This window comes from Streptococcus oralis (assembly GCF_004127215.1).
Lineage (GTDB): Bacteria > Bacillota > Bacilli > Lactobacillales > Streptococcaceae > Streptococcus > Streptococcus oralis_BD.
Window position 1 is genome coordinate 90878 of sequence record NZ_QEWJ01000002.1, and the last position, 25259, is coordinate 116136.

Annotated in this window: 23 protein-coding genes; 21 read left to right on the forward strand and 2 right to left on the reverse strand. The window is 41.5% G+C overall.

Annotation, left to right across the window (positions count from 1 at the left end; genetic code table 11):
• Positions 1-6: 6 nt before the first annotated feature.
• Entirely contained in the window at positions 7-1794 is a 1788-nt protein-coding gene (locus DF216_RS02930; RefSeq protein WP_240659314.1) for an NACHT domain-containing protein, read from the reverse strand.
• Positions 1795-2000: 206 nt separating this feature from the next.
• Between DF216_RS02930 and DF216_RS02935 the strand changes: the two genes are divergently transcribed.
• From DF216_RS02935 to recA, 13 genes are all read left to right on the forward strand, one after another.
• The gene (locus DF216_RS02935; RefSeq protein WP_000776623.1) at positions 2001-2153 is read left to right on the forward strand and encodes a hypothetical protein; all 153 of its coding nucleotides are present in this window, start codon (positions 2001-2003) and stop codon (positions 2151-2153) included.
• Between the two features lie 21 nt (positions 2154-2174).
• Positions 2175-3416, forward strand: a complete 1242-nt coding sequence (locus DF216_RS02940) for an aminopeptidase (RefSeq protein WP_129325911.1) — start codon at positions 2175-2177, stop codon at positions 3414-3416.
• A 9-nt stretch (positions 3417-3425) separates the two neighbouring features.
• Positions 3426-3656 carry a GlsB/YeaQ/YmgE family stress response membrane protein gene (locus tag DF216_RS02945; protein ID WP_084971872.1) on the forward strand — a complete coding sequence of 77 codons (231 nt, stop codon included), beginning with the start codon at positions 3426-3428 and terminating at the stop codon, positions 3654-3656.
• Between the two features lie 224 nt (positions 3657-3880).
• Positions 3881-4603 (forward strand): pseudouridine synthase, encoded by a 723-nt coding sequence (locus tag DF216_RS02950; RefSeq protein WP_129325912.1) that lies wholly within the window; start codon positions 3881-3883, stop codon positions 4601-4603.
• Positions 4604-4712: 109 nt separating this feature from the next.
• Positions 4713-6047, forward strand: a complete 1335-nt coding sequence (gene pepC, locus DF216_RS02955) for an aminopeptidase C (protein ID WP_129325913.1) — start codon at positions 4713-4715, stop codon at positions 6045-6047.
• 165 nt (positions 6048-6212) lie between these two features.
• On the forward strand, positions 6213-8441 hold the full coding sequence (locus DF216_RS02960; protein ID WP_129325914.1) for an HAD-IC family P-type ATPase: 2229 nt from the start codon (positions 6213-6215) through the stop codon (positions 8439-8441).
• Between the two features lie 225 nt (positions 8442-8666).
• Complete coding sequence (locus DF216_RS02965; protein ID WP_129325915.1) at positions 8667-10682, forward strand: hypothetical protein; 2016 nt, start codon at positions 8667-8669, stop codon at positions 10680-10682.
• 427 nt (positions 10683-11109) lie between these two features.
• Positions 11110-11730: a hypothetical protein gene (locus DF216_RS02970; RefSeq protein WP_164978994.1), complete on the forward strand. Its 621-nt coding sequence runs from the start codon at positions 11110-11112 to the stop codon at positions 11728-11730.
• Positions 11731-11833: 103 nt separating this feature from the next.
• Complete coding sequence (gene tsaE, locus DF216_RS02975; RefSeq protein ID WP_129325917.1) at positions 11834-12277, forward strand: tRNA (adenosine(37)-N6)-threonylcarbamoyltransferase complex ATPase subunit type 1 TsaE; 444 nt, start codon at positions 11834-11836, stop codon at positions 12275-12277.
• The gene (locus DF216_RS02980) at positions 12267-12788 is read left to right on the forward strand and encodes a GNAT family N-acetyltransferase (protein ID WP_129325918.1); all 522 of its coding nucleotides are present in this window, start codon (positions 12267-12269) and stop codon (positions 12786-12788) included. Before tsaE ends, DF216_RS02980 begins: the two co-directional genes overlap by 11 nt.
• Positions 12789-12792: 4 nt before the next feature.
• Positions 12793-13827, forward strand: coding sequence for a glycopolymer--peptidoglycan transferase LytR (gene lytR, locus DF216_RS02985; protein WP_129325919.1), 1035 nt, complete (start codon positions 12793-12795; stop codon positions 13825-13827).
• Between the two features lie 73 nt (positions 13828-13900).
• Positions 13901-15157, forward strand: a complete 1257-nt coding sequence (locus tag DF216_RS02990; protein ID WP_129325920.1) for a competence/damage-inducible protein A — start codon at positions 13901-13903, stop codon at positions 15155-15157.
• 54 nt (positions 15158-15211) lie between these two features.
• Positions 15212-16363, forward strand: a complete 1152-nt coding sequence (gene recA, locus DF216_RS02995) for a recombinase RecA (protein WP_129325921.1) — start codon at positions 15212-15214, stop codon at positions 16361-16363.
• A 56-nt stretch (positions 16364-16419) separates the two neighbouring features.
• Here the strand turns inward: recA and DF216_RS03000 are convergent, their stop codons facing one another.
• Positions 16420-16974 (reverse strand): GNAT family N-acetyltransferase, encoded by a 555-nt coding sequence (locus DF216_RS03000; RefSeq protein WP_129325922.1) that lies wholly within the window; start codon positions 16972-16974, stop codon positions 16420-16422.
• 109 nt (positions 16975-17083) lie between these two features.
• On the opposite strand from DF216_RS03000, the gene DF216_RS03005 reads away from it, so the two are divergent.
• The 8 genes from DF216_RS03005 (at position 17084) to DF216_RS03040 (ending at position 25250) form a co-directional block, all read left to right on the forward strand.
• Entirely contained in the window at positions 17084-18454 is a 1371-nt protein-coding gene (locus DF216_RS03005; protein ID WP_129325923.1) for an MATE family efflux transporter, read from the forward strand.
• A 96-nt stretch (positions 18455-18550) separates the two neighbouring features.
• Positions 18551-19267, forward strand: a complete 717-nt coding sequence (locus tag DF216_RS03010) for a YebC/PmpR family DNA-binding transcriptional regulator (protein ID WP_125827836.1) — start codon at positions 18551-18553, stop codon at positions 19265-19267.
• Between the two features lie 178 nt (positions 19268-19445).
• On the forward strand, positions 19446-19907 hold the full coding sequence (locus DF216_RS03015) for a MarR family winged helix-turn-helix transcriptional regulator (protein ID WP_129325924.1): 462 nt from the start codon (positions 19446-19448) through the stop codon (positions 19905-19907).
• The gene (locus DF216_RS03020; protein ID WP_129325925.1) at positions 19891-21660 is read left to right on the forward strand and encodes an ABC transporter ATP-binding protein; all 1770 of its coding nucleotides are present in this window, start codon (positions 19891-19893) and stop codon (positions 21658-21660) included. Before DF216_RS03015 ends, DF216_RS03020 begins: the two co-directional genes overlap by 17 nt.
• Positions 21650-23410: an ABC transporter ATP-binding protein gene (locus DF216_RS03025; RefSeq protein WP_129325926.1), complete on the forward strand. Its 1761-nt coding sequence runs from the start codon at positions 21650-21652 to the stop codon at positions 23408-23410. Before DF216_RS03020 ends, DF216_RS03025 begins: the two co-directional genes overlap by 11 nt.
• Positions 23411-23506: 96 nt before the next feature.
• Positions 23507-24010: a phosphatase PAP2 family protein gene (locus tag DF216_RS03030; protein WP_129325927.1), complete on the forward strand. Its 504-nt coding sequence runs from the start codon at positions 23507-23509 to the stop codon at positions 24008-24010.
• Positions 24011-24123: 113 nt separating this feature from the next.
• Positions 24124-24570, forward strand: coding sequence for a LytTR family DNA-binding domain-containing protein (locus DF216_RS03035; protein ID WP_084868249.1), 447 nt, complete (start codon positions 24124-24126; stop codon positions 24568-24570).
• Positions 24571-24575: 5 nt separating this feature from the next.
• On the forward strand, positions 24576-25250 hold the full coding sequence (locus DF216_RS03040; protein WP_129325928.1) for a LiaF transmembrane domain-containing protein: 675 nt from the start codon (positions 24576-24578) through the stop codon (positions 25248-25250).
• The last annotated feature ends 9 nt before the right edge of the window (positions 25251-25259 follow it).

Consider the following 25259-nt stretch of genomic DNA (forward strand, 5'->3'; position numbering starts at 1 on the left):
ATATTACTAGTCCTCTAAGACTATATCCTCTTCTTTTAAGTCTTCTATCAACTTCTGCTTGTAGTGAGTGAGAGAAAGTATTTTTTGGCCGACCCAAGATTTTTTAAGTAAGTCCAATAATTCTTTATCTTCAATGAGGTCTTCTGGTCCGATAATTTGTCCTATTAAATGATTATCTTCGCAAAATGATATTAGGGGATTACTATCTATTGTATGATAGGCTGGATAATAAAAAGTATTTGTGAAAAAATAATAAATAAAACGCTGAAGTTTATCTGTTGCTCCGAAGAATCCTAAAACAAAGGATGAGTTGCTAGGATCAGGAGAAATATCAATTTTTACGGGAAGATTGAGAATGTAATATTCAAATAAGTCCTCGTCTTTAGATTTGGCTTCTTCAAACCTAGTTAATAAAGGGATTAAGATGTTATTATTAAAACGTTGAGTATTCATATCCTCTAACATAAAAAATACTGAATCTGCACTAGAGCTAAATTTTCCTGATTCTATTAGAAGAAAGCTGTAGTCCCGCATTTTACTATCCGTTTGTATATTTAGAAAATAAGCAACAAAATATTCTTGAAAAGAACGATGGGAAAACTTGTATCTGTTTCCTTCCTTGTATAGTACACATAGGCAGTTTTCTAAATCGTGGATAAAATTGCCTATATTGAGAACGTTTTTAATTCGAGGAGGAAATTTTTTAAAAATGTCTTCAATCTCTGGGAAGGTAAACTCTGTTTTTGCTTTTTGATATGTTAGAAAACAGAAGATTGCAAAATATTCTTTAAAAGTATCTGAACTTAAATCTGATAACATTTTTCGTCGATAGCTTTTCGTAGCATCGTGCTTCGAGAGCATGGTATCGAAGGCTTGATAGTAGAATAGGTGTAATTTTTGCGGGATTTCTGCATAGTCATTGTAAGTGGAGAGCATGATATTTAGTAACAGAGGGTTTGAAGCAAAGGATTCATGTCTATCATATAAACCATTCTCTAGATCACGAATAAATTTATTTTTGAGTTCTTCATCTGGATATTCAATTTTAGTAATAAGACTTATAGCTTGTTCCTTAGTAAAAGGAACAGCTTTTAAAACTGCGAAACGTTGAAATTCAATGAATTCGGATTTGCTATAAGGTCTTGAAGAAAGGATATAATGGTTTTCAGGATACTTGTCACAAAAATCATTTAACTTCTTGAAAAAATCTTTTTGGTTTTCGCTATACAATTCATCATAGCCATCCAATAGGAATAAAAAGCATCCAGATTGAAGTGCATAATTTAAATATTCTTCTTGGAACGTATTATGAAATTGATTTAGTTTTTTTAACAGTAATTTTTCAAGATCTAAATGTTCCTCGTCGTTGAAATCTTTTAATTCTATAAAAATAGGAATATAGTCTTTTAATTCTAATTCACTTAGAAAAAGGTATTTCATGAGAGTGGATTTACCAATTCCACCAGAACCTTCAATGATTAAAAATTTTGAGAGATCAGTTAGTACTTTTGTTGTAGTGGGCTTGATGATGTCTGAGCCTTTTTTTAAAAATGGGATTTCAAAAAAGTCATACAGTCTTTTGGGCTCAATTCCGTAGATAATCGTTTTGATTTTACTGTATTTTTCATAAGAATTTGTCAAATAAGATTGGAATGGAATTTCTAGATCAATTTTTACCTCATTGTAGAGCGTTTTAAATTTGTCAGTTGTTTTGGAAATAATAGGTGAAAGGTATTTATCCAGAATAGCACTAGTAACTTGTTTTGCAATTTCATTATTAAAATTTTCGTCCATTATCTTTTTGCTCCTGTGGATTTTTTAGTGTATATCTATAGAATATCACCTCATCTTTTTTATGTCAATATAATCATAAGAAGAACGTCAATATAGTTGTATATTGCATTTTCAATTCTTGGATAGGTAGTTAAAAACAAGCTTTAGTTGGCTTGTTTTTAAATTTACCGTTTATATATGATATACTAGAAGAGGAGGTTGTTATTATGAAACTAAGAATTTTTGCGGAAGACAAACCTGCTGAAAAGGTGTTTGAGTATCAATTAGACCTTGCTGATCAGACAATTCTTCTATCAACAGCACTCTTGTCAGGTGCTATTGCTTTAGCAGGATTATTCTCTGCTTTGAAAGAAAAATAAAAATAGAAAAGAGAAACAAAAATGGTTTTACCAAATTTTAAAGAAAATCTAGAAAAATATGCGAAATTGTTGGTTGCGAACGGAATTAACGTGCAACCTGGGCACACTTTAGCCCTCTCTATCGATGTGGAGCAACGTGAGTTGGCGCATTTAATCGTCAAAGAAGCATATGCACTTGGAGCACATGAGGTTATCGTTCAGTGGACAGATGATGTCATTAACCGTGAGAAATTCCTCCACGCGCCAATGGAGCGTTTAGACAATGTACCAGAATACAAGATTGCTGAGATGAACTATCTCTTGGAGAACAAGGCTAGCCGTCTCGGGGTCCGTTCATCTGATCCAGGTGCCTTGAACGGAGTGGATGCTGACAAGCTTTCGGCTTCTGCCAAAGCTATGGGACTTGCTATGAAGCCAATGCGTATCGCAACTCAGTCCAACAAGGTTAGCTGGACTGTGGCAGCCGCTGCTGGACTTGAGTGGGCTAAGAAAGTCTTTCCAAATGCTGCAAGTGATGAAGAAGCAGTGGACCTTCTTTGGGATCAAATCTTCAAGACTTGCCGTGTCTACGAAGAAGATCCTGTTAAGGCTTGGGAAGAACATGCAGCTATCTTGAAGAGCAAGGCTCAAATGCTTAATAAAGAGCAATTTTCAGCCCTTCACTATACAGCGCCAGGAACAGATTTGACACTTGGTTTGCCAAAGAACCATGTTTGGGAATCGGCTGGTGCTGTCAATGCTCAAGGCGAAGGCTTTTTGCCAAATATGCCGACAGAGGAAGTCTTCACAGCTCCTGACTTCCGTCGCGCGGATGGTTATGTCACTTCTACAAAACCACTTAGCTATAACGGAAATATCATTGAAGGGATTAAAGTAACCTTCAAAGACGGACAAATCGTGGATATCACTGCTGAAAAGGGCGATCAAGTCATGAAAGACCTTGTCTTTGAAAATGCGGGCGCGCGTGCCTTGGGGGAATGTGCCTTGGTACCCGATCCAAGCCCAATTTCTCAGTCAGGCATTACCTTCTTCAACACCCTTTTCGATGAGAATGCTTCAAACCACTTGGCTATCGGTGCAGCCTATGCGACCAGCGTCGTTGGTGGCGCAGAGATGAGCGAAGAAGAGCTTGAAGCTGCAGGACTGAACCGTTCAGATGTTCACGTTGACTTTATGATTGGTTCGAATCAAATGGATATCGATGGTATCCGTGAGGATGGAACACGCGTACCACTCTTCCGTAATGGAGATTGGGCAATTTAAGGAGAAGCTATGCTTGGAAGTATGTTTGTTGGTCTCCTAGTGGGACTCTTGGCAGGTGCTTTGACCAATCGTGGAGAGAGCATGGGATGCTTTGGAAAAATGTTTCTCGGCTGGATTGGAGCTTCTTTGGGGCACTTGCTCTTTGGAACTTGGGGTCCAAACCTAGCGGGGATAGCTGTTGTTCCAGCTGTTTTAGGTGCTATGGTTGTCTTAGCTATTTTCTGGAGACGAGGAAGTTAATTTCTTAAATCTGATACTCAATGAAAATCAAAGAGCAAACTAGGAAACTAGCCGCAGGCTGCTCAAAGCACTGCTTTGCGGTTGTAGATAGAACTGACGAAGTCAGTAACATCTATACGGCAAGGCGACGTTGACGCGGTTTGAATTTGATTTTTGAAGAGTATAAAAAGAAAAGGAGGTTGGTCATTGTACCAGCCTCCTCTTGAGTATGATATAATAGTTCTATGAGATTAGATAAATTTTTAGTTGCCTGCGCTGTGGGAAGTCGGACAGAGGTCAAAAACTTGCTCAAGGCTGGACGCGTGACGGTCAATGGCAAGAAAGAAAAATCAGCAAAATTGCAAATTAATGAAGAAAAAGACGAAATTCGCTTTGACGGTCAAGTGCTAGAGTACGAGGAGTTTGTTTACTACATGATGAACAAGCCCCAAGGAGTCATTTCGGCGACTGAAGATACCAAGCATAGAACAGTTTTAGATTTGTTAGATGACTATGCTAGCGCAAAGGAAGTCTTTCCAGTAGGGCGCTTGGATATCGATACGCATGGACTCCTGCTCTTGACTAATGATGGTCAGCTGGCCCATGCGTTGCTTTCACCCAAACGTCATGTAGATAAGACCTATCTGGCACAAGTCGAGGGAATTATGACCCAAGAAGATGTGGAGACATTTGCCAAGGGCATTCCGCTCAAGGACTTTACCTGCCAGCCAGCTAAGCTGGAGATTGTGTCAGTAGATCCAGAAAAGAATCAAAGTCTGGTTCGCGTGACCATTGCTGAAGGCAAATTCCACCAGGTCAAACGCATGGTGGCATACTGTGGTAAGGAAGTAGTGGACCTGCAACGTTTGACTATGGGAACTTTAGCCTTGGACGAGAATTTAGAACGAGGAGAATGGCGTCGTCTGACCAAGGAGGAGTTAGAGGTTCTCCTTGCGAGTATTGTTTAATTTGATTTATTTTAGAAAAGGCGAGGAGAATGTCCTTGCCTTTTTATGTTTTCAGTTGCTTCCTTTGTGAAAAGAGTTATAATAGACAGTAGAATAAAAGGAGGAATCTATGAACGCGATTCAAGAATCATTTACTGATAAACTATTTGCTAACTATGAAGCAAATGTCAAATACCAAGCGATTGAAAATGCTGCCAGCCACAACGGAATTTTTGCAGCCCTAGAACGTCGTCAAAGCCATGTGGATAACACACCTGTTTTCTCATTGGATTTGACCAAGGACAAGGTGACTAACCAGAAAGCATCTGGTCGTTGCTGGATGTTTGCGGCCCTCAATACTTTCCGTCACAAACTCATTTCGCAATACAAATTGGAGAACTTTGAATTGTCTCAGGCTCACACTTTCTTCTGGGACAAGTATGAAAAATCTAACTGGTTCTTGGAGCAAGTCATTGCGACTGCAGACCAAGACTTGACGAGCCGCAAGGTTAGCTTCCTACTCCAAACCCCTCAACAAGACGGTGGTCAATGGGATATGGTCGTTGCCCTCTTTGAGAAATACGGTGTCGTTCCTAAGTCCGTTTACCCTGAGTCTGTTTCATCTAGCAATAGCCGTGAACTCAATGCTATCCTTAACAAATTGCTTCGTCAGGATGCCCAAATCTTGCGTGACTTGCTCGCATCTGGTGCAGACCAAGCGGCTGTTCAAGCTAAGAAAGAAGACCTCTTGCAAGAAGTCTTTAACTTCCTTGCTATGTCACTAGGACTTCCACCACGCCAGTTTGACTTTACTTATCGTGATAAGGATAACAACTACCAAAGCGAAAAGGGCATCACGCCACAGGAATTTTACAAGAAATATGTCAATCTGCCTTTAGAAGATTATGTTTCTGTGATCAATGCTCCAACTGCCGACAAGCCTTATGGCAAATCTTATACAGTTGAGATGTTGGGAAATGTGGTTGGTAGCCGTGCAGTTCGCTATATCAATGTTCCAATGGAGCGCTTGAAAGAATTGGCGATTGCCCAAATGCAAACAGGAGAGACTGTTTGGTTTGGTTCAGATGTCGGTCAGCTCAGCAACCGTAAAGCTGGAATCCTTGCGACAGATGTTTATGACTTCGAATCAAGCATGGACATTCAACTCACTCAAGACAAGGCTGGACGCTTGGACTACAGCGAAAGTTTGATGACTCATGCCATGGTCTTGACAGGTGTTGATTTGGATGAAAATGGTAAGTCAATCAAGTGGAAGGTTGAAAACTCTTGGGGAGACAAGGTCGGCGCAGATGGTTACTTTGTTGCCTCAGATGCTTGGATGGACGAATACACCTACCAAATCGTTGTTCGCAAAGAATTGCTGACAGCAGAAGAACAAGCCGCCTATGAAGCAGAACCAATTGTGCTCGCACCTTGGGACCCAATGGGTGCCTTGGCAGAATAAAGCATAGAGAGAAGAGGTTAGGGAAATCCTAGCTTCTTTTTTAAGTACTTCTTAAAGTGGCGATAAATGATGCCTACCAAGTATGCCCTTCTTATTTTGAGTCTTTAAGTGACAGAGGAAAAGATATGTGTTACTATAGTAGTACAAAAGGATATCGGAGTAGAAATGAAGTATTTAAGCAGTCAAGACATCAAGGATCGTCAACGAAATATTAGTGACATTAAACCTTATAAAACAACCAAGGAAATCGTCGTTTCAAATATTTTTACCTTTTTTAATGCCATGAACTTGGCTCTGGCAGTTTTGGTAGCGACAACCTTGCGATTTGAAAATATGCTCTTTTTAGGTGTGATTGCTATCAATACAGCTATCGGGATTTTCCAAGAGGTGCGTTCAAAAAATGCTTTGGAAAAACTAAGTTTGCTTGGTAAAAGTAAGTACAGGGTCAATCGAGACGGTCAAACGATTGAGATTGACCCAGAGGATATTGTTCTAGGCGAGTATCTGCATCTCAATCTGGGTGATCAGGTTCCTGTAGATGCAGAAGTGCTTGAAGGGAATATTGAAGTTGATGAATCCTTGCTGACTGGCGAGAGTGATTCGGTCTTTAAAATATTTGGTGACAAGCTGATGAGCGGAAGCAATGTCGTCAGCGGCACTTGTCTCGTCAGAGCAACGGCTGTGGGTCCCGATAGCTACATCAACAAACTTGCAAAATCCAGCAAGGAATTCAAAAAATACCCTTCTCAACTACGGGACTATATGGATAAGATTTTAAAAATCGTCTCCATCTTGCTGGTGCCAGTTGCCATCCTGCTCTATGTCAGAGGTTTTAGTCTGGGACGGACTTATGTTGAGATTGTCTTGGGAAGTTCAGGTGCCTTGGTCGGCATGATACCAGAGGGATTGATTCTCCTGGTCAGTGTGTCTCTGGCGGTAGCGGCCATGAAGCTTGCTAAAAAGAAGGTTCTGGTGCAGGAACTATACTGTGTGGAGACCTTGGCGCGTGTAGATGTTCTTTGTTTTGATAAGACAGGTACCATCACGACTGGTAATATGAAGGTCCAAGAAATAGATGATAAGCTAGCAGAGAAACTGTCTTCTTATCTGTCTTATTTTGAGGATGAAAATGCGACGTCGCGGGCTCTGAAGACTTACTTAACCTGTGAGAAAAAGTGGGACGTTCAAGAGGTAGGTGCCTTTTCAAGTAAAAACAAGTATTCCTTTGTCCAAGTAAAAGACAGTGGGACATACTTTTTCGGAGCCTATGAGTTTCTAGGCTTTACCCAAGCGATGGATCCTTACTATGAACATCTAAAACAGCAAGGTTTTCGAATCTTATCGCTTGCTCATAGCAAGGACCAGATTACAAGCCCAGCCGATATGGAACTATTAGGGCATGTCGTTCTGTCAGATGAAATCAAGGATAATACCAAGGAAACCTTTGACTATTTCGAATCTCAAGGTGTTGAAGTGAAGATTATCAGTGGGGATAATCATGTGGCTGTATATGGGGTGGCTCGTAAAGCAGGATTTAAAGAATCAGCCCGTGCAATTGATATGACCAAGGTGAGCGATGAGGACTTTGAAAGAGTGGTCTTGGAACATGACATCTTTGGTCGCGTGACACCTGAGCAGAAAGAAAAGATGGTGACCGTTTTGCAAAATGCTGGTAAAACAGTTGCTATGAGTGGTGACGGGGTCAACGATGTTCTGGCTCTCAAGAAAGCAGATATTAGTTTTGCCATGAATGGTGCTACTAGCGCGGCCAAAAGCGTCTCCAACATCGTCTTTCTCACAGATGATTTTGCAGTATTTTATGATATCTTGATGGAAGGCCGCCGTGTCATCAATAACATCCGAAAGGTCGCCTCTCTCTTTCTAACAAAGACTTTCTTCTCCATTGTATTTGCGATTCTAAGTGTGATATTTGGTTTGGAATTTGCCTTTATCCCCATTCAGTTTACAATCATTTCAGCCATTACGATTGGGATTCCATCCTTCTTCCTAACCTTTGAGTCCAATAAAGAAAAGGTCAGCAATCACTTTATGAGAGATATCCTGACCAACGCAGCGATTGGCGGTGGCGTTCTAGTCGCTAGTGTTCTCCTGACCAACTTCTTTATCACTGTTCCAGGTCAGGTCAAATTTATTTGCTTCCTCCTTGCTTTGATCAATGGTCTGTGTCTAGTTGCAAAGGTCAGCCTACCTTTTAATCGATACAAGATGCTCTTACTCACGTTTTTGAGCCTTGCAGCCCTTGTTGGCGTACTTGCCAATACTTTTATCCTGCAAGGAGCTTTTGTGCCTTTAGAAGCCACTCAAATGCTCTATGTTGCCATCCTAGCAGTGGTGATTGGGTGCTTTCATTATCTTACTAGGAGAAAAAATTGAGGTACAAAAAGAGTTGGAACAAATCTCTCTTATTCTACACTTTTGGATAGACATTTTCGAGTTTTGGGAGTACTTAGAATTTAGAGTAAGCACTTGATTTTAAAGCGAGAAACTAGTCAATCTAAAGAATTTGTTTTAAAAATACTATTTTGATGAAATTGTTTTGACAGATAGTCTACAAGCCTTTATAATAGTATTATCATTAAAATTAGGGAGAAAATATTTATGTCAAACAATGAAAACGCTAAAGGTACGTTTCGTAAATTTTTAGATAGTTTTAAACGTCTCATAAAAAGAGGAAATCAAGAGGAAGAGTTGTCTGCTGCAAGAGAAAATGAGGGTGAGGATACAGAAGTAGTAGGAGAAAGTATATCTCCTGAAGAAAGTGAAACTTTTCTTATTGATAAGGCTTTAGAGTCTATTCAGTACTACGATCGTTTGGATGTGATGAATATAGGTGAGGAAAGCAGTTCCGAAGAATCTCTATTGCCAGAAAGTGACTCTAATCTTTCTCAAGAAAAAGAACCAGCTAAGAGTCAAACAGTTAGTGCATCACATTCTTTGGAAACTAGCCTCTCTAAAACTATAGATTCTCGAAAAACAAAAGGCTTGAAGAGTACAGCAGACTCCATTTCACTATCATTAAGCCTCGAAAACAAAAAAACATCAAGTAGTTTATCTGTTCTTGAGTCAGCCTCAGCCAGCCGTTCAACGGAGCAATCACTGAGCGCTAAGACTGCAACATCGCTAAGTGTTTCTATCTCAGAATCCGACTCGGCTAGTCTTTCTCGAGTAGAGTCACAGACTTTATCTCGTGAGTCCTCTCTCAGCCTTTCGGTTTCAGAGTCCGTCTCAGTCAGTCATTCAGCGGAGCAATCACTGAGCGCCGAGGCTGCAAGCTCTCTAAGTGATTCTGTCTCAGTATCTGGCTCAACCCATCTTTCTCAAGTAGAGTCACAGATTTCCTCTGTTGAAGATTCTCTTAGCCTTGCTATTTCAGAGTTCGAATCACAGAGTGCCTATCTTGAACAATCTCTAAGTCAGTATGGTTCTCACTTGCTTAGCCTTTCAGTCTCAGCTTCGCACAGTGTTTATGCAGAAGAGTCTCTGAGTCAAGCAGCTTCCCTGTCTCATAGTCTGTCGGTTTCGGAGTCGGAATCTTCTAGTGCTTCCATTTCAGTCTCAACTTCTCACAGTGTATATGTAGAAGAGTCTTTGAGCCAAGCAGCTTCACAATCTCATAGTCTGTCGGTTTCGGAGTCGGAATCTTCTAGTGCTTCCATTTCAGTCTCAGCTTCGTACAGTGTACATGTAGAAGAGTCTTTGAGCCAAGCAGCTTCACAATCTCATAGTCTGTCGGTTTCAGAGTCAGTTTCAGCAAGCCTTTCTGTTTCAGCCTCAGCTTCTGCCTCGCACAGTCTCTACGTAGAAGAGTCTTTGAGTCAAGCAGCTTCACAATCTCATAGTCTGTCGGTTTCAGAGTCAGTTTCAGCAAGCCTTTCTGTTTCAGCCTCAGCTTCTGCCTCGCACAGTCTCTACGTAGAAGAGTCTCTGAGTCAAGTAGCTTCCCTGTCTCATAGTCTGTCGGTTTCAGAGTCGGCATCCATTAGCTTGTCTGTTTCAGCTTCAACTTATCACAGTGTATATGTAGAAGAGTCTTTGAGCCAAGTGGCTTCAGAGTCCCACAGTCTGTCGGCTTCAGAGTCAGTTTCAGCAAGCCTTTCTGTTTCAGCTTCTACTTCATACAGTGTTTATGTAGAAGAGTCTTTGAGCCAAGTGGCTTCACAATCTCATAGTCTGTCGGCTTCAGAGTCAGTTTCAGCAAGCCTTTCTGTTTCAGCCTCTACTTCTCACAGTGTATATGTAGAAGAGTCTTTGAGCCAAGCAGCTTCCCTGTCTCATAGTCTGTCGGTTTCAGAGTCAGTTTCAGCAAGCCTTTCAGTCTCAGCTTCGCACAGTGTATATGTAGAAGAGTCTCTAAGTCAAGAGGTATCCTTATCACATAGTTTCTATGTATTGGAGTCGGTGTCTCACAGTCTGTCATTTGAACACTCCCTTAGTCTATCTGCTTCTGAATCGTCTTCTCAAAGTTTAGTGATAACAGAATCTCTCAGCGCTAGCCAAGCAGTTTCAAGTGATTTAGTGGCTTCAGAGTCAGCAACTGACAAAATGACTGTTGACTTTAGTAGCACTACACAAGACTTATCAAAATTAACATTGATAAACAAAAGAAACAAGTAGACGCTGAAGAGATAGACTTCGGTCTATATCTGAATGAGGAGATTGTACATGAATCCGTATCATTCATCCTTTCGTTTTATTTGAAAGGAGATGCTCTTATTTTCTATCGAAACCTTGGGGAAGACCAGACTGGTCTTCCTCTTTTTGATAGTCTAGGAGGTAGGCTTACAAATGATATGCTTGTTAAAGTTACGAAAATACGAGGGAATTTCAGAAAGTTGAGAGAATGTAGTATCTGAACAGAGTTGATTGAACGGTTGAATCTTTATCGTAACTATTTAACTAGAAAGCTAGAACAACTAGCTTAATGACTTGCTTTTTCAGATTTTTGTCAGTTGAGCGTTAAAATAGGACATTTGAGAAGAGGGGAGGGATTTTATCTTTCTTGCAGAGTATAATTATGTATACGAAGGGGGTACTGAAAATGATGAAATCAATTCGCATCTTATTGTTACTGGCTTTGCTTCAGATTAGTCTGAGTAGCTGCTTGCTGTGGAAGGGAGCCATCTTAACCTTAAAGCAGTCAAGCACTTATTTTCTAGTGTTTATCGTATTGGCATCAGGTCTGTGTGCGGGCATGAATTTCTTTTATACTCGAGATCAGGATGTTCATAGCATTATAAACAGTCAGAAAAAAGTGAAACTATTTTATAGTACCTTGTTGGTCTTAAACCTAGTAGGTGTCTGTCTGGTGTTGTCGGAGACTATTTTAACACAGACAGCTTTTCAGCAAGAGCTGGTAGATCTTTTCTTGCCCTCCTTCTTTTTCTTGTTTGGCATTGATTTACTTGTCTTTTTGCCGTTTGAAAAATACAGCCGAGATTTGGGAGCAACTCTCAATAAGAAAAAAACGGTTGTCCTGACAGTTCTGGCAACCTTGCTGTTCTTGAGAAATCCAATGACAGTTTTATCCATTGTTTTTTATGTCGGTTTGGGATTCATTTTTGCTCGGTTTTTATTTCCAAAATCTATGAGAAGAGAATTTTCCTTTTACGGTCATGTGATCCGAGATATTTTACTTGTTAGCGCCGTGTGTATATTCTTTTAAAAACACTTTTCGATCAATAAAAATCTCTTATTTTACCAAAGTTGTTATAGTAAGTTTGTAAAGAAAATTTACATAAAAGAAAACTTTTTGGTATAATAGTAGCATGTACACAAAAAATGAAGAAGAGCTGATCAATCTGGGAGAACGCCTAGGGACCTTACTCCAAAAAAACGATGTTTTGATCTTGTCTGGAGAACTGGGTGCTGGTAAAACAACCTTTACAAAGGGTCTTGCCAAGGGCTTGGGTATTCATCAGATGATCAAAAGTCCAACTTACACCATCGTGAGAGAGTATGAAGGTCGTTTGCCACTTTACCACTTGGATGTCTATCGGATTGAAGGGGATGCTGATTCTATTGACTTGGATGAGTTTCTCTTCGGTGGTGGTGTGACCGTTATTGAGTGGGGCCATCTTTTAGGTAAGGATTTACCAGATTCCTATTTGGAGTTGGAACTCTTGAAAGAAGCTGAGGGTCGTCGCCTCTATTTTACCGCTCAGGGTTCTCGTGCTGAACAACTGATTAAGGAGCTTCAAGATGGAGTATGAACTTTGTATTCGTGAGGCTGAATCTCATGATGCCGCTGCTTTGGTTGCATTCTTGGATCTAGTTGGTCAGGAGACAGATTTCACCAGTTTGGATGAAAATGGTATCCTGATGACAGAATCTGAAATGGCTCTTTTTATTGAAAAGCAAGCGACTTCAGATAACCAAATCACTCTCCTAGCCTTCCTGAATGATGAAATTGCAGGTGTTTTGAACATCACGGCAGAGCAGCGTATACGGATTCGCCACATCGGGGATATCTTTTTGGTCATCCAAAGGAAGTTTTGGAATCATGGCTTAGGAAGCATGCTCCTTGAAGAAGGTATTGAGTGGGCTAAAACTAGTGGAGTTTTGCATCGTTTGCAGCTCAGTGTACAAAAGCGCAACGAGGCAGCTATCCACCTCTATTCAAAATTTGGATTTGTTACAGAAGGCTTACAAGAAAGAGGAGCCTATTTAGAAGAAGGGATATTTTTAGACGTTTACCTGATGGGTAGACTGATAGATAAGTGATAAGATGGTAAAAAAAATAATCGGAATGCTATTAGCTTTTCTAGCAGTAACAGCTTTAGGTGTGGGTGCTTATGCCTATACTATTTATTATCAAGGAACTGAAACCTTAAGTAAAAAAACTTATAAGAAAATTGGTGAAGAAACCAACGTTATTGAAGCGACAGAACCTCTAACTATTCTCTTGATGGGGGTGGACACGGGAAATGAGGAACGTCTTGATCCTTGGGTAGGGAACAGCGATTCCATGATTCTCTTGACAGTCAATCCAAAAACCAAGAAAACCACTATGATGAGTTTGGAACGGGATATTTTGACTAAGATTGATCTTGGGAAAGGACAAGTTCAGGAAGCAAAACTCAATGCTGCCTATGCCAATGGTGGTGCAGAGTTGGCTATTTCAACTATTCAAAAAATGATGAATATCCATATCGATCGTTATGTCATGGTTAACATGAAGGGATTGCAACAGCTAGTTGATGCAGTTGGGGGAATCACAGTAAATAACACACTTGGTTTCCCAATTTCCATTACTGACCAAGAGGAGTTTAATAAAATCTCAATCGGAGTCGGTGAGCAGACTTTGAATGGTGAGGAAGCTTTGGTATACTCACGGATGCGTTATCAGGATCCTGAAGGGGATTATGGTCGTCAAAAACGTCAACGTGAAGTCATTCAAAAAATTGTGGAAAAAGTCTTGAGTTTGAATAGCATTAGTCATTATCAGGCAGTCCTAAAAGCGCTCAGTGAAAATATGCAGACCAACATAGACCTTTCAGCGAAAAGCGTACCTCAATTACTTGGTTATCAAGATTCTTTTAAAAATATTGAGACACTTCAACTTCGTGGTGAAGGCGAAGAATTACAGGGAATCTCTTACCAAATCGTAACGAGAGAGCATATGCTAGAAATGCAAAATCTCTTGCGCCGTTCCCTAGGGAGAGAAGATGTGACGGAGCTGGAGACCAACGCTGTTCTGTATGAAAATCTTTATGGTCGAACAGCACCTTCCACAAATGCTTCAAACGAAGAGATAGAATAAAACTAAGAATCAAATCGTGGGAAATTTCCTGCGATTTTTTCAAAAAAATTCGAATAGATAAGTAGGAGGAAACATGAAAGCAGAAATTATTGCTGTTGGAACAGAAATTTTAACAGGGCAGATCGTCAATACCAATGCTCAGTTTTTATCAGAGAAACTAGCCGAAATCGGGGTAGACGTCTACTTCCAAACAGCAGTGGGAGATAATGAAGCTCGTCTTTTGTCCTTGCTTGAGATTGCGAGTCAACGTAGTAATCTTGTGATTTTGACAGGGGGCTTGGGACCAACTGAGGATGATTTGACCAAACAAACTCTGGCAAAATTTTTAGGAAAAGATCTAGTGTTTGACCCTCAAGCACAAGAGAAATTGGATATCTTCTTTGCTCATAGACCTGACTATGCTCGGACACCGAATAATGAGCGCCAAGCCCAAATTGTAGAAGGGGCAACTCCACTGCCAAATGAGACAGGTTTAGCAGTAGGAGGGGTGTTGGAAGTGGATGGTGTGACCTACGTGGTTCTCCCAGGACCGCCAAGCGAGTTGAAACCCATGGTATTAAATCACCTCTTACCCAAGTTGATGACTAGCAGCAAGTTGTATTCACGAGTGCTCCGTTTCTTTGGGATTGGTGAAAGTCAGTTGGTGACCATTTTAGCGGATTTGATTGATAATCAAACCGACCCGACCTTGGCTCCGTATGCCAAAACGGGAGAGGTGACCTTGCGTTTGTCTACAAAAGCAGTCAGTCAAGAAAAGGCTGATCAAGCACTGGATATCCTAGAAAATCAAATATTGGATCGCCAAACTTTCGAGGGGATTTCTCTACGAGAGATCTGTTATGGATATGGGGAAGAAACCAGCCTCGCAAGTGTCGTAGTAGAAGGGCTAAAGAAGAGACAGAAAAGCATTACTGCGGCAGAAAGTTTGACGGCAGGTCTCTTTCAAGCGACATTAGCAGACTTTTCAGGCGTTTCTGCCATCTTTAATGGCGGTTTTGTCACTTACAGTTTAGAAGAAAAGTCTAAGATGCTGGAAATTGCTGAGCAAGAGCTGAAAGAACATGGGGTCGTTTCTGAGTTTACGGCTCGAAAAATGGCAGAGCAGGTACGGCTTAAGACTCAGTCTGACTATGGAGTCAGTTTGACGGGTGTGGCTGGGCCAGATAGCCTAGAGGGGCATCCAGCTGGCACAGTTTTTATTGGACTGGCACATGTAAAAGGGACAGAGGTTATCAAGGTTAATATCGCAGGACGTAGTCGAGCAGATGTTCGACATATCGCGGTCATGCATGCCTTTAACCTAGTTCGCAAGGCTTTATTAAGTGACTAACTTTTGATATAATAGTAGATAGGTCTTAGGACTATTAGAATACAGGAGAATAGAATGGCGAAAAAACCAACAAAAAAATTAGATGAAATTGGGAAAAAATTTGGGGCTGACCGTGAAAAAGCATTGAACGATGCCCTGAAATTGATTGAGAAAGACTTTGGTAAAGGATCAATCATGCGCTTGGGTGAGCGCGCGGAGCAAAAAGTTCAAGTGATGAGTTCAGGCTCATTGGCTCTGGACATTGCTCTTGGTTCAGGTGGTTATCCTAAAGGACGTATCATCGAAATCTATGGACCGGAGTCATCTGGTAAGACAACGGTTGCCCTTCATGCGGTGGCGCAGGCGCAAAAAGAAGGCGGTATTGCTGCCTTTATCGATGCGGAACATGCTCTTGACCCAGCCTATGCTGCGGCCCTTGGTGTGAATATTGATGAGCTGCTCTTGTCACAACCAGACTCAGGTGAGCAAGGTCTTGAAATTGCAGGAAAATTGATTGACTCAGGTGCAGTTGACCTCGTCGTTATTGACTCAGTTGCGGCCCTTGTACCTCGTGCAGAAATTGATGGGGATATTGGAGATAGCCACGTTGGTTTGCAGGCTCGTATGATGAGCCAGGCCATGCGTAAACTCGGAGCTTCTATCAATAAAACCAAAACAATTGCCATCTTTATCAACCAATTGCGTGAAAAAGTTGGAGTTATGTTTGGAAACCCAGAAACAACTCCTGGTGGACGTGCTCTGAAATTCTACGCTTCAGTCCGTTTGGATGTTCGTGGAAGCACACAAATCAAGGGAACTGGTGACCAAAAAGATACCAATGTCGGTAAGGAAACCAAGATCAAGGTCGTGAAAAACAAGGTGGCTCCACCGTTTAAGGAGGCCTTTGTTGAAATCATGTACGGAGAAGGAATTTCTAAGACTGGTGAGCTCTTGAAGATTGCAAGTGATCTCGATATCATCCAAAAAGCAGGAGCTTGGTACTCTTATAAGGGTGAAAAAATCGGGCAAGGATCTGAAAATGCTAAGAAATACTTGGCGGATCATCCAGAAATCTTTGATGCCATTGACCATCAAGTTCGTGTTCAATATGGTTTGATTGAAGATGAAGAAGGGACAACCCCTACTTCTGTAGTTGAAGATTTAGCACCTAACCAAGAAGTAACACTTGACCTAGGCGATGGACTTGAAATCGAAATTGAAGAATAACATAAAAAGTAGCAGATAGGAACTGCTACTTTTTATATTTGCTTCAGATGAAAGAGCTAATGATCGCTAAAACGACGATACTCGATATGAAAGTCAAAATAATGCTCATCCTGTAACTTTTGGAAGATGTCGCGATAGGCTTCTTCGTCAAAATAGTCGCCACGATAGAGGATTTCAAAACTCAAACCATCGTACTCAAGGAAAGCGTTGGCTGTTTTAAAGCCATTTTGTCGATAGAAGTCCATTCTAGCCTTCCTTTGCTCCAAGTTATCGCATTCTTCATCCAATCGCTCGACTTCGAGTAACATGGTTCGCTGGTAAAAATCAGTCAGCTTTTCGATGATTTCTTTTCCATATCCGTGGCTTCTCAAGTGGGGCATGATGGCAAAAAAACTGATATAGAAGGCCTTTGGATTGGAGATGGCAAAAGCAAAGCCGACAAACTCTTCTTGATTATAAAAGGCAAAAAAGTGAGCATCTTCTCGGTCCTGATAGCGTAAAAATTCGGATAAAGGAACGCGTTCCTCTTCGGGGAAGGCTTCAATATTTAATTTTTCAACTTTTTCAAGATCGGGAAATGCATCGGTTATTAATTGACTGGTCAAACTCATAAATGACCTCCTTTTCTTGATTATAGCAAATTGTTTCTCTGTAAGCAATTGATTGCAAACTTAGTTATAGAGCCTTGTCGCTCCTCTAGAAAGCTGATATAATAGCTTTATGAATAAGAAACGATCCGTGGACTTGATACATGGTCCTATTCTTCCTGCGCTGTTAAGCTTTGCCTTTCCAATCTTGCTGTCAAATATTTTCCAACAGCTTTATAATACAGCTGATGTCTTGATTGTTGGGCGTTTTCTTGGTCAAGATTCCTTGGCTGCAGTAGGGGCGACAACTGCCATTTTTGACTTGATTATAGGCTTTACGCTTGGTGTTGGAAATGGCATGGGGATTGTCATTGCCCGCTATTATGGGGCTCGTAATTTCACTAAAATCAAAGAAGCAGTTGCTGCAACCTGGATTTTAGGAGGACTTCTCAGTATTTTGGTTATGCTGATGGGCTTTGTCGGTCTGTATCCACTCTTGCAATATTTAGATACCCCTGCTGAAATCCTTCCTCAATCCTATCAATATATTTCTATGATTGTGACTTGTGTAGGTGTTAGCTTTGCTTATAACCTCTTTGCGGGATTGTTGCGGTCTATTGGTGATAGTCTAGCGGCTCTTGGATTTCTGATTTTTTCTGCCTTGGTCAATGTGGTTTTGGATTTGTATTTCATTACGCAACTGCATCTGGGAGTTCAATCTGCGGGTCTTGCTACCATTATCTCGCAAGGCTTATCAGCGGTTCTCTGCTTTTATTATATCCGCAAGAGTGTTCCAGAACTCCTCCCTCAACTCAAGCATTTTAAATGGAACAAGGCCTTGTATGCGGATCTTTTGGAGCAAGGTTTGGCTATGGGGTTGATGAGTTCGATTGTGTCCATTGGTAGTGTGATTTTACAGTCTTCTGTCAATACCTTTGGAGCCGTGATTATTAGCGCCCAGACGGCAGCTAGACGCATTATGGCCTTTGCTCTCCTTCCTATGACAGCTATTTCTTCTGCCATGACGACCTTTGCCTCTCAGAATCTAGGCGCCAAGCGACCAGACCGCATTGTTCAAGGACTTCGAATCGGTAGTCGTTTGAGCATGTCCTGGGCAGGTTTTGTTTGTGTCATCCTCTTTTTTGCCAGTCCTAGCTTGGTTTCCTTCTTGGCCAGTTCAACGGATAATTACTTGGTAGAAAATGGTAGCCTCTATCTGCAAATCAGTTCAGTATTTTATCCGATTTTGAGCCTTTTGCTGATTTATCGCAATTGCTTGCAGGGATTGGGGCAGAAAGTCCTTCCTCTAGTTTCCAGCTTTATAGAACTAATCGGGAAAATCGTTTTTGTGGTTTTAATTATCCCTTGGGCAGGCTATAGGGGAGTTATCCTTTGCGAACCCCTTATCTGGGTTGCAATGACTATCCAACTGTACTTTTCACTTTTCCGCCATCCCCTGATAAAAGAAGGCAAGGCAATCTTGGCAGCAAAAGTGTCATCATAGCTCGATTTGCTGAACAAAATCCATTTCCTCTAGTGAAAATCAGCTAAACTTGTGTTATAATAAGAAAGATTAAAATGTGAAAAAAGGAGATTCCTAATGGGACGTAAATGGGCCAATATCGTAGCCAAGAAAACGGCTAAAGATGGAGCTAACTCTAAAGTATATGCAAAATTTGGTGTAGAAATCTATGTAGCAGCTAAAAAAGGGGATCCAGACCCAGAATCAAACACTGCTTTGAAATTCGTTATTGACCGTGCGAAACAAGCCCAAGTGCCAAAACACGTTATCGATAAAGCAATTGATAAAGCAAAAGGAAATACAGACGAAACCTTTACAGAAGGACGTTACGAAGGATTTGGACCAAATGGTTCTATGTTGATTGTGGATACCTTGACTTCTAACGTTAACCGTACAGCAGCCAATGTTCGTGCAGCTTTTGGTAAAAACGGCGGGAACATGGGTGCTTCAGGTTCTGTTTCTTACCTCTTTGACAACAAGGGTGTGATCGTATTTGCAGGTGAAGATGCGGATGCCATCTTTGAACTTTTGCTTGAAGCAGATGTGGATGTGGATGATGTAGAAGCAGAAGATGGAACAATCACTGTTTACACAGCTCCAACAGACCTTCACAAGGCTATCGTTGCCCTTCGTGAGTCAGGTATCCAAGAATTCCAAGTGACAGAATTGGAAATGATTCCTCAGTCAGAAGTAGAATTGTCAGGTGACGACCTTGAAACCTTTGAAAAACTTTACAGCGTCCTTGAAGACGACGAAGATGTACAAAAGATCTACACAAACGTAGATGGATTCTAATTTGAAGAAATGAAAATCATCCTAAGCGAGAAAAGCTGGCTTAGGATATTTTTTATCAAGAGAATAGTTCTCTTGGAAACTTTTTTCTTGACATTTCTTCTGGAAGTGATAGAATAGTTCTCATGGAAACTTAAATAGTTCTCCAGAGAACTATATTTATCGTGAGAAAGGAGCAATCATGAACAAGCCGATGTTGACGTTTAAACGTTTTGGGCACCAGGTTCACCTGATGGTACAGAAAGAAGCCAAGCGATGTGGCATTGAATTTATGGGTGGACCGCAAGGGCAAGTTCTGCGTTTTTTAGATTATCGTGAACAAAAAGAGGAACTAGTCTTAATTAAGGATATCGAGCAGGAACTCAATATTACTAAGTCTGTGGCAAGTAACTTGGTCAAGCGTATGGTACAAAATGGTTTGGTCGAGTTAGAGGCCAGTCCAAGTGATAAACGAGCAAAATTTGTTCGTTTGACCGACAAATCGCGTTCGCAGATGCAAGAAGTTAAGGCCTTTTTTGATCGGATCGATCAGAGTCTGCTAGAGGGTGTTTCAAAGTCAGACTTGGCAATCTTTGAAAAGGTACTCGGGCAATTGCAAGAAAATGTTGAGAAGATAGGAGGAGAGAATGAAGAAACTCGCTAAACGTATTACAGGAAAAGAGTGGGGAATGATCGTCCTTACGATTCTGTTCACTTGTTTCTCGGTCTATCTCGAGTTAGAGGTGCCGACCTATATTTCGCAAATTACAGAATTACTGGGAACGTCTGGAACGCAGTTGGGCGAACTCTGGTCACCAGCTGCGAAGATGATTGGATTGTCTTTATTAGCTTTCTTTTCATCTGTTATGGTTGGTTTCTTTGCTGCTCGCGTTGCAGCCTCCTATACAACCCATCTACGTAGAGATGTATTTCATCAGGTTTTGGATTTTTCGCAGACAGAAATCAAGCGCTTTTCAATCCCAAGTCTTTTGACTCGGACGACCAATGATATTACCCAGGTACAGATGCTCTTTACCATGGGCTTGCAAGTGGTCACTCGTGGGCCAATTATGGCTATCTGGGCCATTGGAAAAATCCTTGGGAAATCAGAATACTGGCTCTGGGCAGTAGTGGTGGCTGTTATTGTCAATGTTCTGATGACCACCGTTCTCATGACTCTGGCCTTTCCTAAACAATCTGTCATCCAAAAATTGACAGATAAACTCAATAGTATCACTCGTGAAAGTTTGACTGGGATTCGAGTTGTTCGCGCATACAATGCCGAGGATTACCAAGATAAGAAATTTGAGGCAGCTAACGATGAGGTAACACGTCTCAATCTCTTTGTCAATCGTTTGATGGCCATTATGAATCCCATTATGATGGCGATTTCCAGTGGACTAAGTTTAGCTATTTACTGGATTGGTGCCTATATCATCAACGACGCAAGTTTTACAGAACGACTGCCACTCTTTAGTGATATGGTGGTCTTCATGTCCTATGCTATGCAGGTCGTAATGGGATTCCTTCTCATGGGAGCACTCTTTATCGTTCTTCCTCGTACCTTGGTTGCGGCAGGACGTATCAATCAAGTATTGGATCTGCATTCTTCTATTGAAAATCCTAGTCATGCACAGACAGCGGATCCTTCAGTTCAAGGACAAGTGGAATTCCGTGATGTGACTTTCCGCTACTCTAAAAACTCAGAAGCAGTCGTGGAACATGTCACTTTCAAAGCAGAAGCGGGTCAAACCGTGGCTTTCATCGGATCGACTGGATCAGGTAAGTCCACGCTTGTCAATCTTTTGCCACGTTTTTACGACGTTTCAGATGGAGAAATCCTAGTGGATGGTGTCAATGTGCAAGATTATGACTTGGAAGATTTGCGCAATAAGGTTGGCTATATTCCACAAAAAGCAGTCCTCTTCTCAGGAGATGTCAAGGGGAACTTGGACTTTGGTAAGAGCAAAGAAACTCCTCTAAGCGAGGCTGCTATGTGGCAAGCTCTTGAATTGGCCCAGTCTAAAGCATTTATCGAGGACAAGGAAGCAGGTCTTGCATCAGAAGTAGCCCAAGGTGGAACCAACTTCTCAGGAGGTCAAAGACAGCGTTTGGCCATTGCGCGTGCCTTGGCTCGTAAACCAGAGATTCTCATCTTTGATGACTCTTTCTCAGCCTTGGACTACAAGACTGATCGTGTCCTACGCCAAGAGCTAGCTGAGAAAACAAAATCCATGACCAAGCTCATCGTAGCGCAACGGATTTCTACCATTATGGACGCCGACCTGATCTTAGTTTTGGACCAAGGAAAAGTCGTGGGACAAGGCACCCACAAGGAACTTCTAGCTACCAACGAAGTCTACCAAGAAATTGCCTACTCACAACTATCGAAGGAGGAATTGGAACATGGAAAATAAAAAAGTGTCGGTCTGGAAACAGTGCAAACCTTATATGGCAGGCCTCCAAGTCCCTCTCCTACTAGCAGTTGTGGCTGCAGTCATTTCAAGTATCATCACCGTTTATGGGCCAACTAAGATTAAAGAAATTACTAACTTGATTTCAGATGGTTTGGCTACAGAAATCGACTTGGTGGCTGTGTCAAACATTGCAGGATTTTTGGTTGTTCTGTATGTGTTTGGAGCTATCCTTAATTATACACAGGCCTATATCTTTTCAACGAGCATTCAGCATTTTTCAAAACGCTTGCGGACAGCTATCGCTGAAAAGATTAATCGTTTGCCACTTGGCTATTTTGACCGTCATTCACAAGGAGACACCCTTTCGCGCGTGACCAATGATGTGGATACAGCAGCGCAATCTCTCAACCAAAGTCTAGGGACAGTTCTTTCAGCTAGTTTCTTGTTGATTGCTGTCTTGGTGACCATGTTTGGGATGAACTGGATTTTAGCTCTCGTAACAGTGGTCTCTACGCTTGTTGGTTTTGCAGCGGTTTCCGTAATCATGGCCAAGTCACAGGGTTATTTTAAAGCCCAACAAAATAATCTAGCAGCCGTCAATGGTTATGTGGAAGAGATGTACTCTGGCCATAATGTAGTGACCAGCTACAACGCAGTGGACACCTCCAAAGCGAGATTTGCAGGGTTAAACCAAGACTTGCATGACAGTATCTGGAAATCTCAGTTTATCTCTGGTATCATGATGCCAGCCATGTTCTTTGTTGGGAACTTTAGTTATGTCTTAGTCATCATCGTTGGTGCCGCGCTGGCGTTAGAAGGACATATCACGATAGGGATTATTGTAGCCTTTATGGTTTACGTACGGACCTTCTCCCAACCTCTGTCACAGATTGCCCAAGGGATTACGAGCCTGCAACAAGCGAGTGCAGCCATGACTCGTGTATTAGAATTTCTAGCTGAAGCAGAGATGCAGGATGAATCTCATAAGGAAAGACAATTGGCCCATATGAAAGGGGAAGTAGTCTTTGATCATGTGTCCTTTGGCTATACACCAGAGCGCACCATCATCCATGACTTTTCTGCGACAGCTCATGCAGGTCAGAAAGTCGCGATTGTTGGACCGACTGGAGCTGGTAAGACAACCATTGTCAATCTTTTGATGAAGTTCTATGAGATAGATAAGGGAAGTATCCGTATCGATGGCGTGGATACTAAGGACATGAAACGCTCAGAAGTACACGATGCCTTTTCAATGGTCTTGCAAGATACTTGGCTCTTTGAAGGAACGATTCGAGAGAACTTGATCTATAATCAGACAGACATCAGTGATGAACGTATGATTGAAGCGTCCAAAGCAGTAGGAATCCACCACTTTATCATGACTTTGCCAGACGGCTACGACACTGTTTTGGATGACACCGTAACCTTGTCTGTTGGACAAAAACAACTTTTGACCATTGCTCGTGCCCTTCTCAAAGATGCACCGCTCTTGATTTTGGATGAAGCGACATCCTCAGTCGACACACGTACAGAGGAGTTGATTCAAAAAGCCATGGACCGTTTGATGGAGGGTAGAACTTCCTTTGTCATTGCCCACCGCTTGTCAACTATTCGTAATGCCGACTTGATTCTTGTCATGAAAGATGGCAATATCATCGAACAAGGCAACCATGAGGAGCTGATGGCGCAAGGTGGCTTCTACGCTGACTTGTACAATAGTCAATTTACAGAAGACGAAGCAGAAGAATAAATCAAAAGAAGGCTTGACGGCCTTCTTTTTCTGCACTATACTAGAAGACAAACGTCTCACCTGTAGACGAAAACAAGGTAATGAATGAGAAATTTAATGAAAAATTATCAAGAATGGTATCAAAACATCAGCTCCAGATTCACCAGCTATCCCATCCTTTTATTTCTATTACGCAGTTTCAATCGCTTGATGACAGTCGCCATGCCCCTAGTCTATTTTACCTTGCTAGTCACCACTTACCTGCAACTAGGACTTGGGAAGCAAGTTGGGGTTTATGTGCTTATTCCTGCAACAGGTTTTATAATTTTGTCTCTTTTCCGTAAGAAAATCAATCATCCGCGCCCCTACGAAACTTGGGACATCCGTCCCTTGCTTGACAAGGATAGTTCGGGACAGTCTATGCCCAGTCGCCATGTCTTTTCGGCAACTATCATCTCCATGGCTTGCTTACATACTAGTCTACCTGTTGGATTGGCATGCTTGATCTTTTCAGCTTTGCTGGGCTTGGTGAGGGTTTTAGGGGGTGTTCATTATCCCAAGGATGTCTTGGTTGGCTATGCTTGTGGTCTGGTGTGGGGATTCCTTTTCTTCCTATTCTGACATGTAAGTTAAGCTAGTCCTACAACCACTTACTGCTTCAAATTGACCACTTGCTTTTTTGCCCTTGTATTCCTAACTTAGCTTTGATATAGTAGAGTCAGAAAGGAGATGTGATGAAGTTACGAATTGAGATTGACGGCAATTTAGAGGAGACTGAAATTGTCATCAAGACACCCACTTTGACAGATGAAATTGCAGACTTGCAACGGCTCTTGCAAGAGTCAAAGGCTCCGAGGTTGACTTTTTACAAGGGGACAGGTGAATATTATCTAGACCTGTCAGAAATTCTCTTCTTTGAAACAGAAGGGAGCAAGATCTACGCTCATACCCAGAAGGAAGCCTATGAGGTTCGTCTCAAGCTCTATGAGTTGGAGTCCATCCTGCCTCGCTATTTTAGTCGAGTGTCCAAGTCAACTATCACAAACATCCGTCAGATTTACTCAGTGGACAAGTCCTTCTCAGGAACGGGCACCATTTCCTTTTATCAGACGCACAAGGAGGTTCATGTCTCGCGGCATTACCAATCCCTCCTAAAAGAAAATCTAAGAAATATGAGGTAAAAAACATGAAAAAGAAAGCATTTGGTATTGTTTTATTGGCTTTAGCAGCCTGGATTTTGCTGCAAGGAAATTTTGGCATTCCTTCTTTGGATGGTAAAATATGGCCTTTGATTGGTATCGTCTTTTTTGCCTACCAGTCAGTTGAAGCTTTGCTTCGTCGTCATCTAACATCAGCAGTTTTTACCGCTCTAGTAGCCTTAATGATTGCAAATCATTTTTATAATATTTTGCCTATCCCAAATCAGTCTTTATTTTGGGCTAGTATCTTAGCAGTGCTAGGTGTCGGCTACCTCACTCACTCAAGTAAGTTTTGGTACGGGAAAAAATGGTGGTACAACGGTGAGCGAACAGTTATCACGGATAAGGAAGTCGCTTTTGGTAGTGGTACTTTCTATAAGCAAGATCAAGATCTTGTAGCCGACCAAGTGGAAATTGCTTTTGGCGATGCTAAAATCTATTATGACAATGCAGAGATGTTAGGGGATTTCGCGACTTTAAATATTGAAGTTGCTTTTGGTAATGCAACTGTTTATGTTCCACAACACTGGCGTGTCGATTTGAAAGTAGAAACCTCCTTTGGTGCAGCAAAAGCAGATGCTCCTGTAGCGCCAACAAACAAAACCTTGATTATTCGCGGGGAAGTTGCTTTTGGTAAACTTGGTGTTGTTTACGTCAAATAAAAAAATATT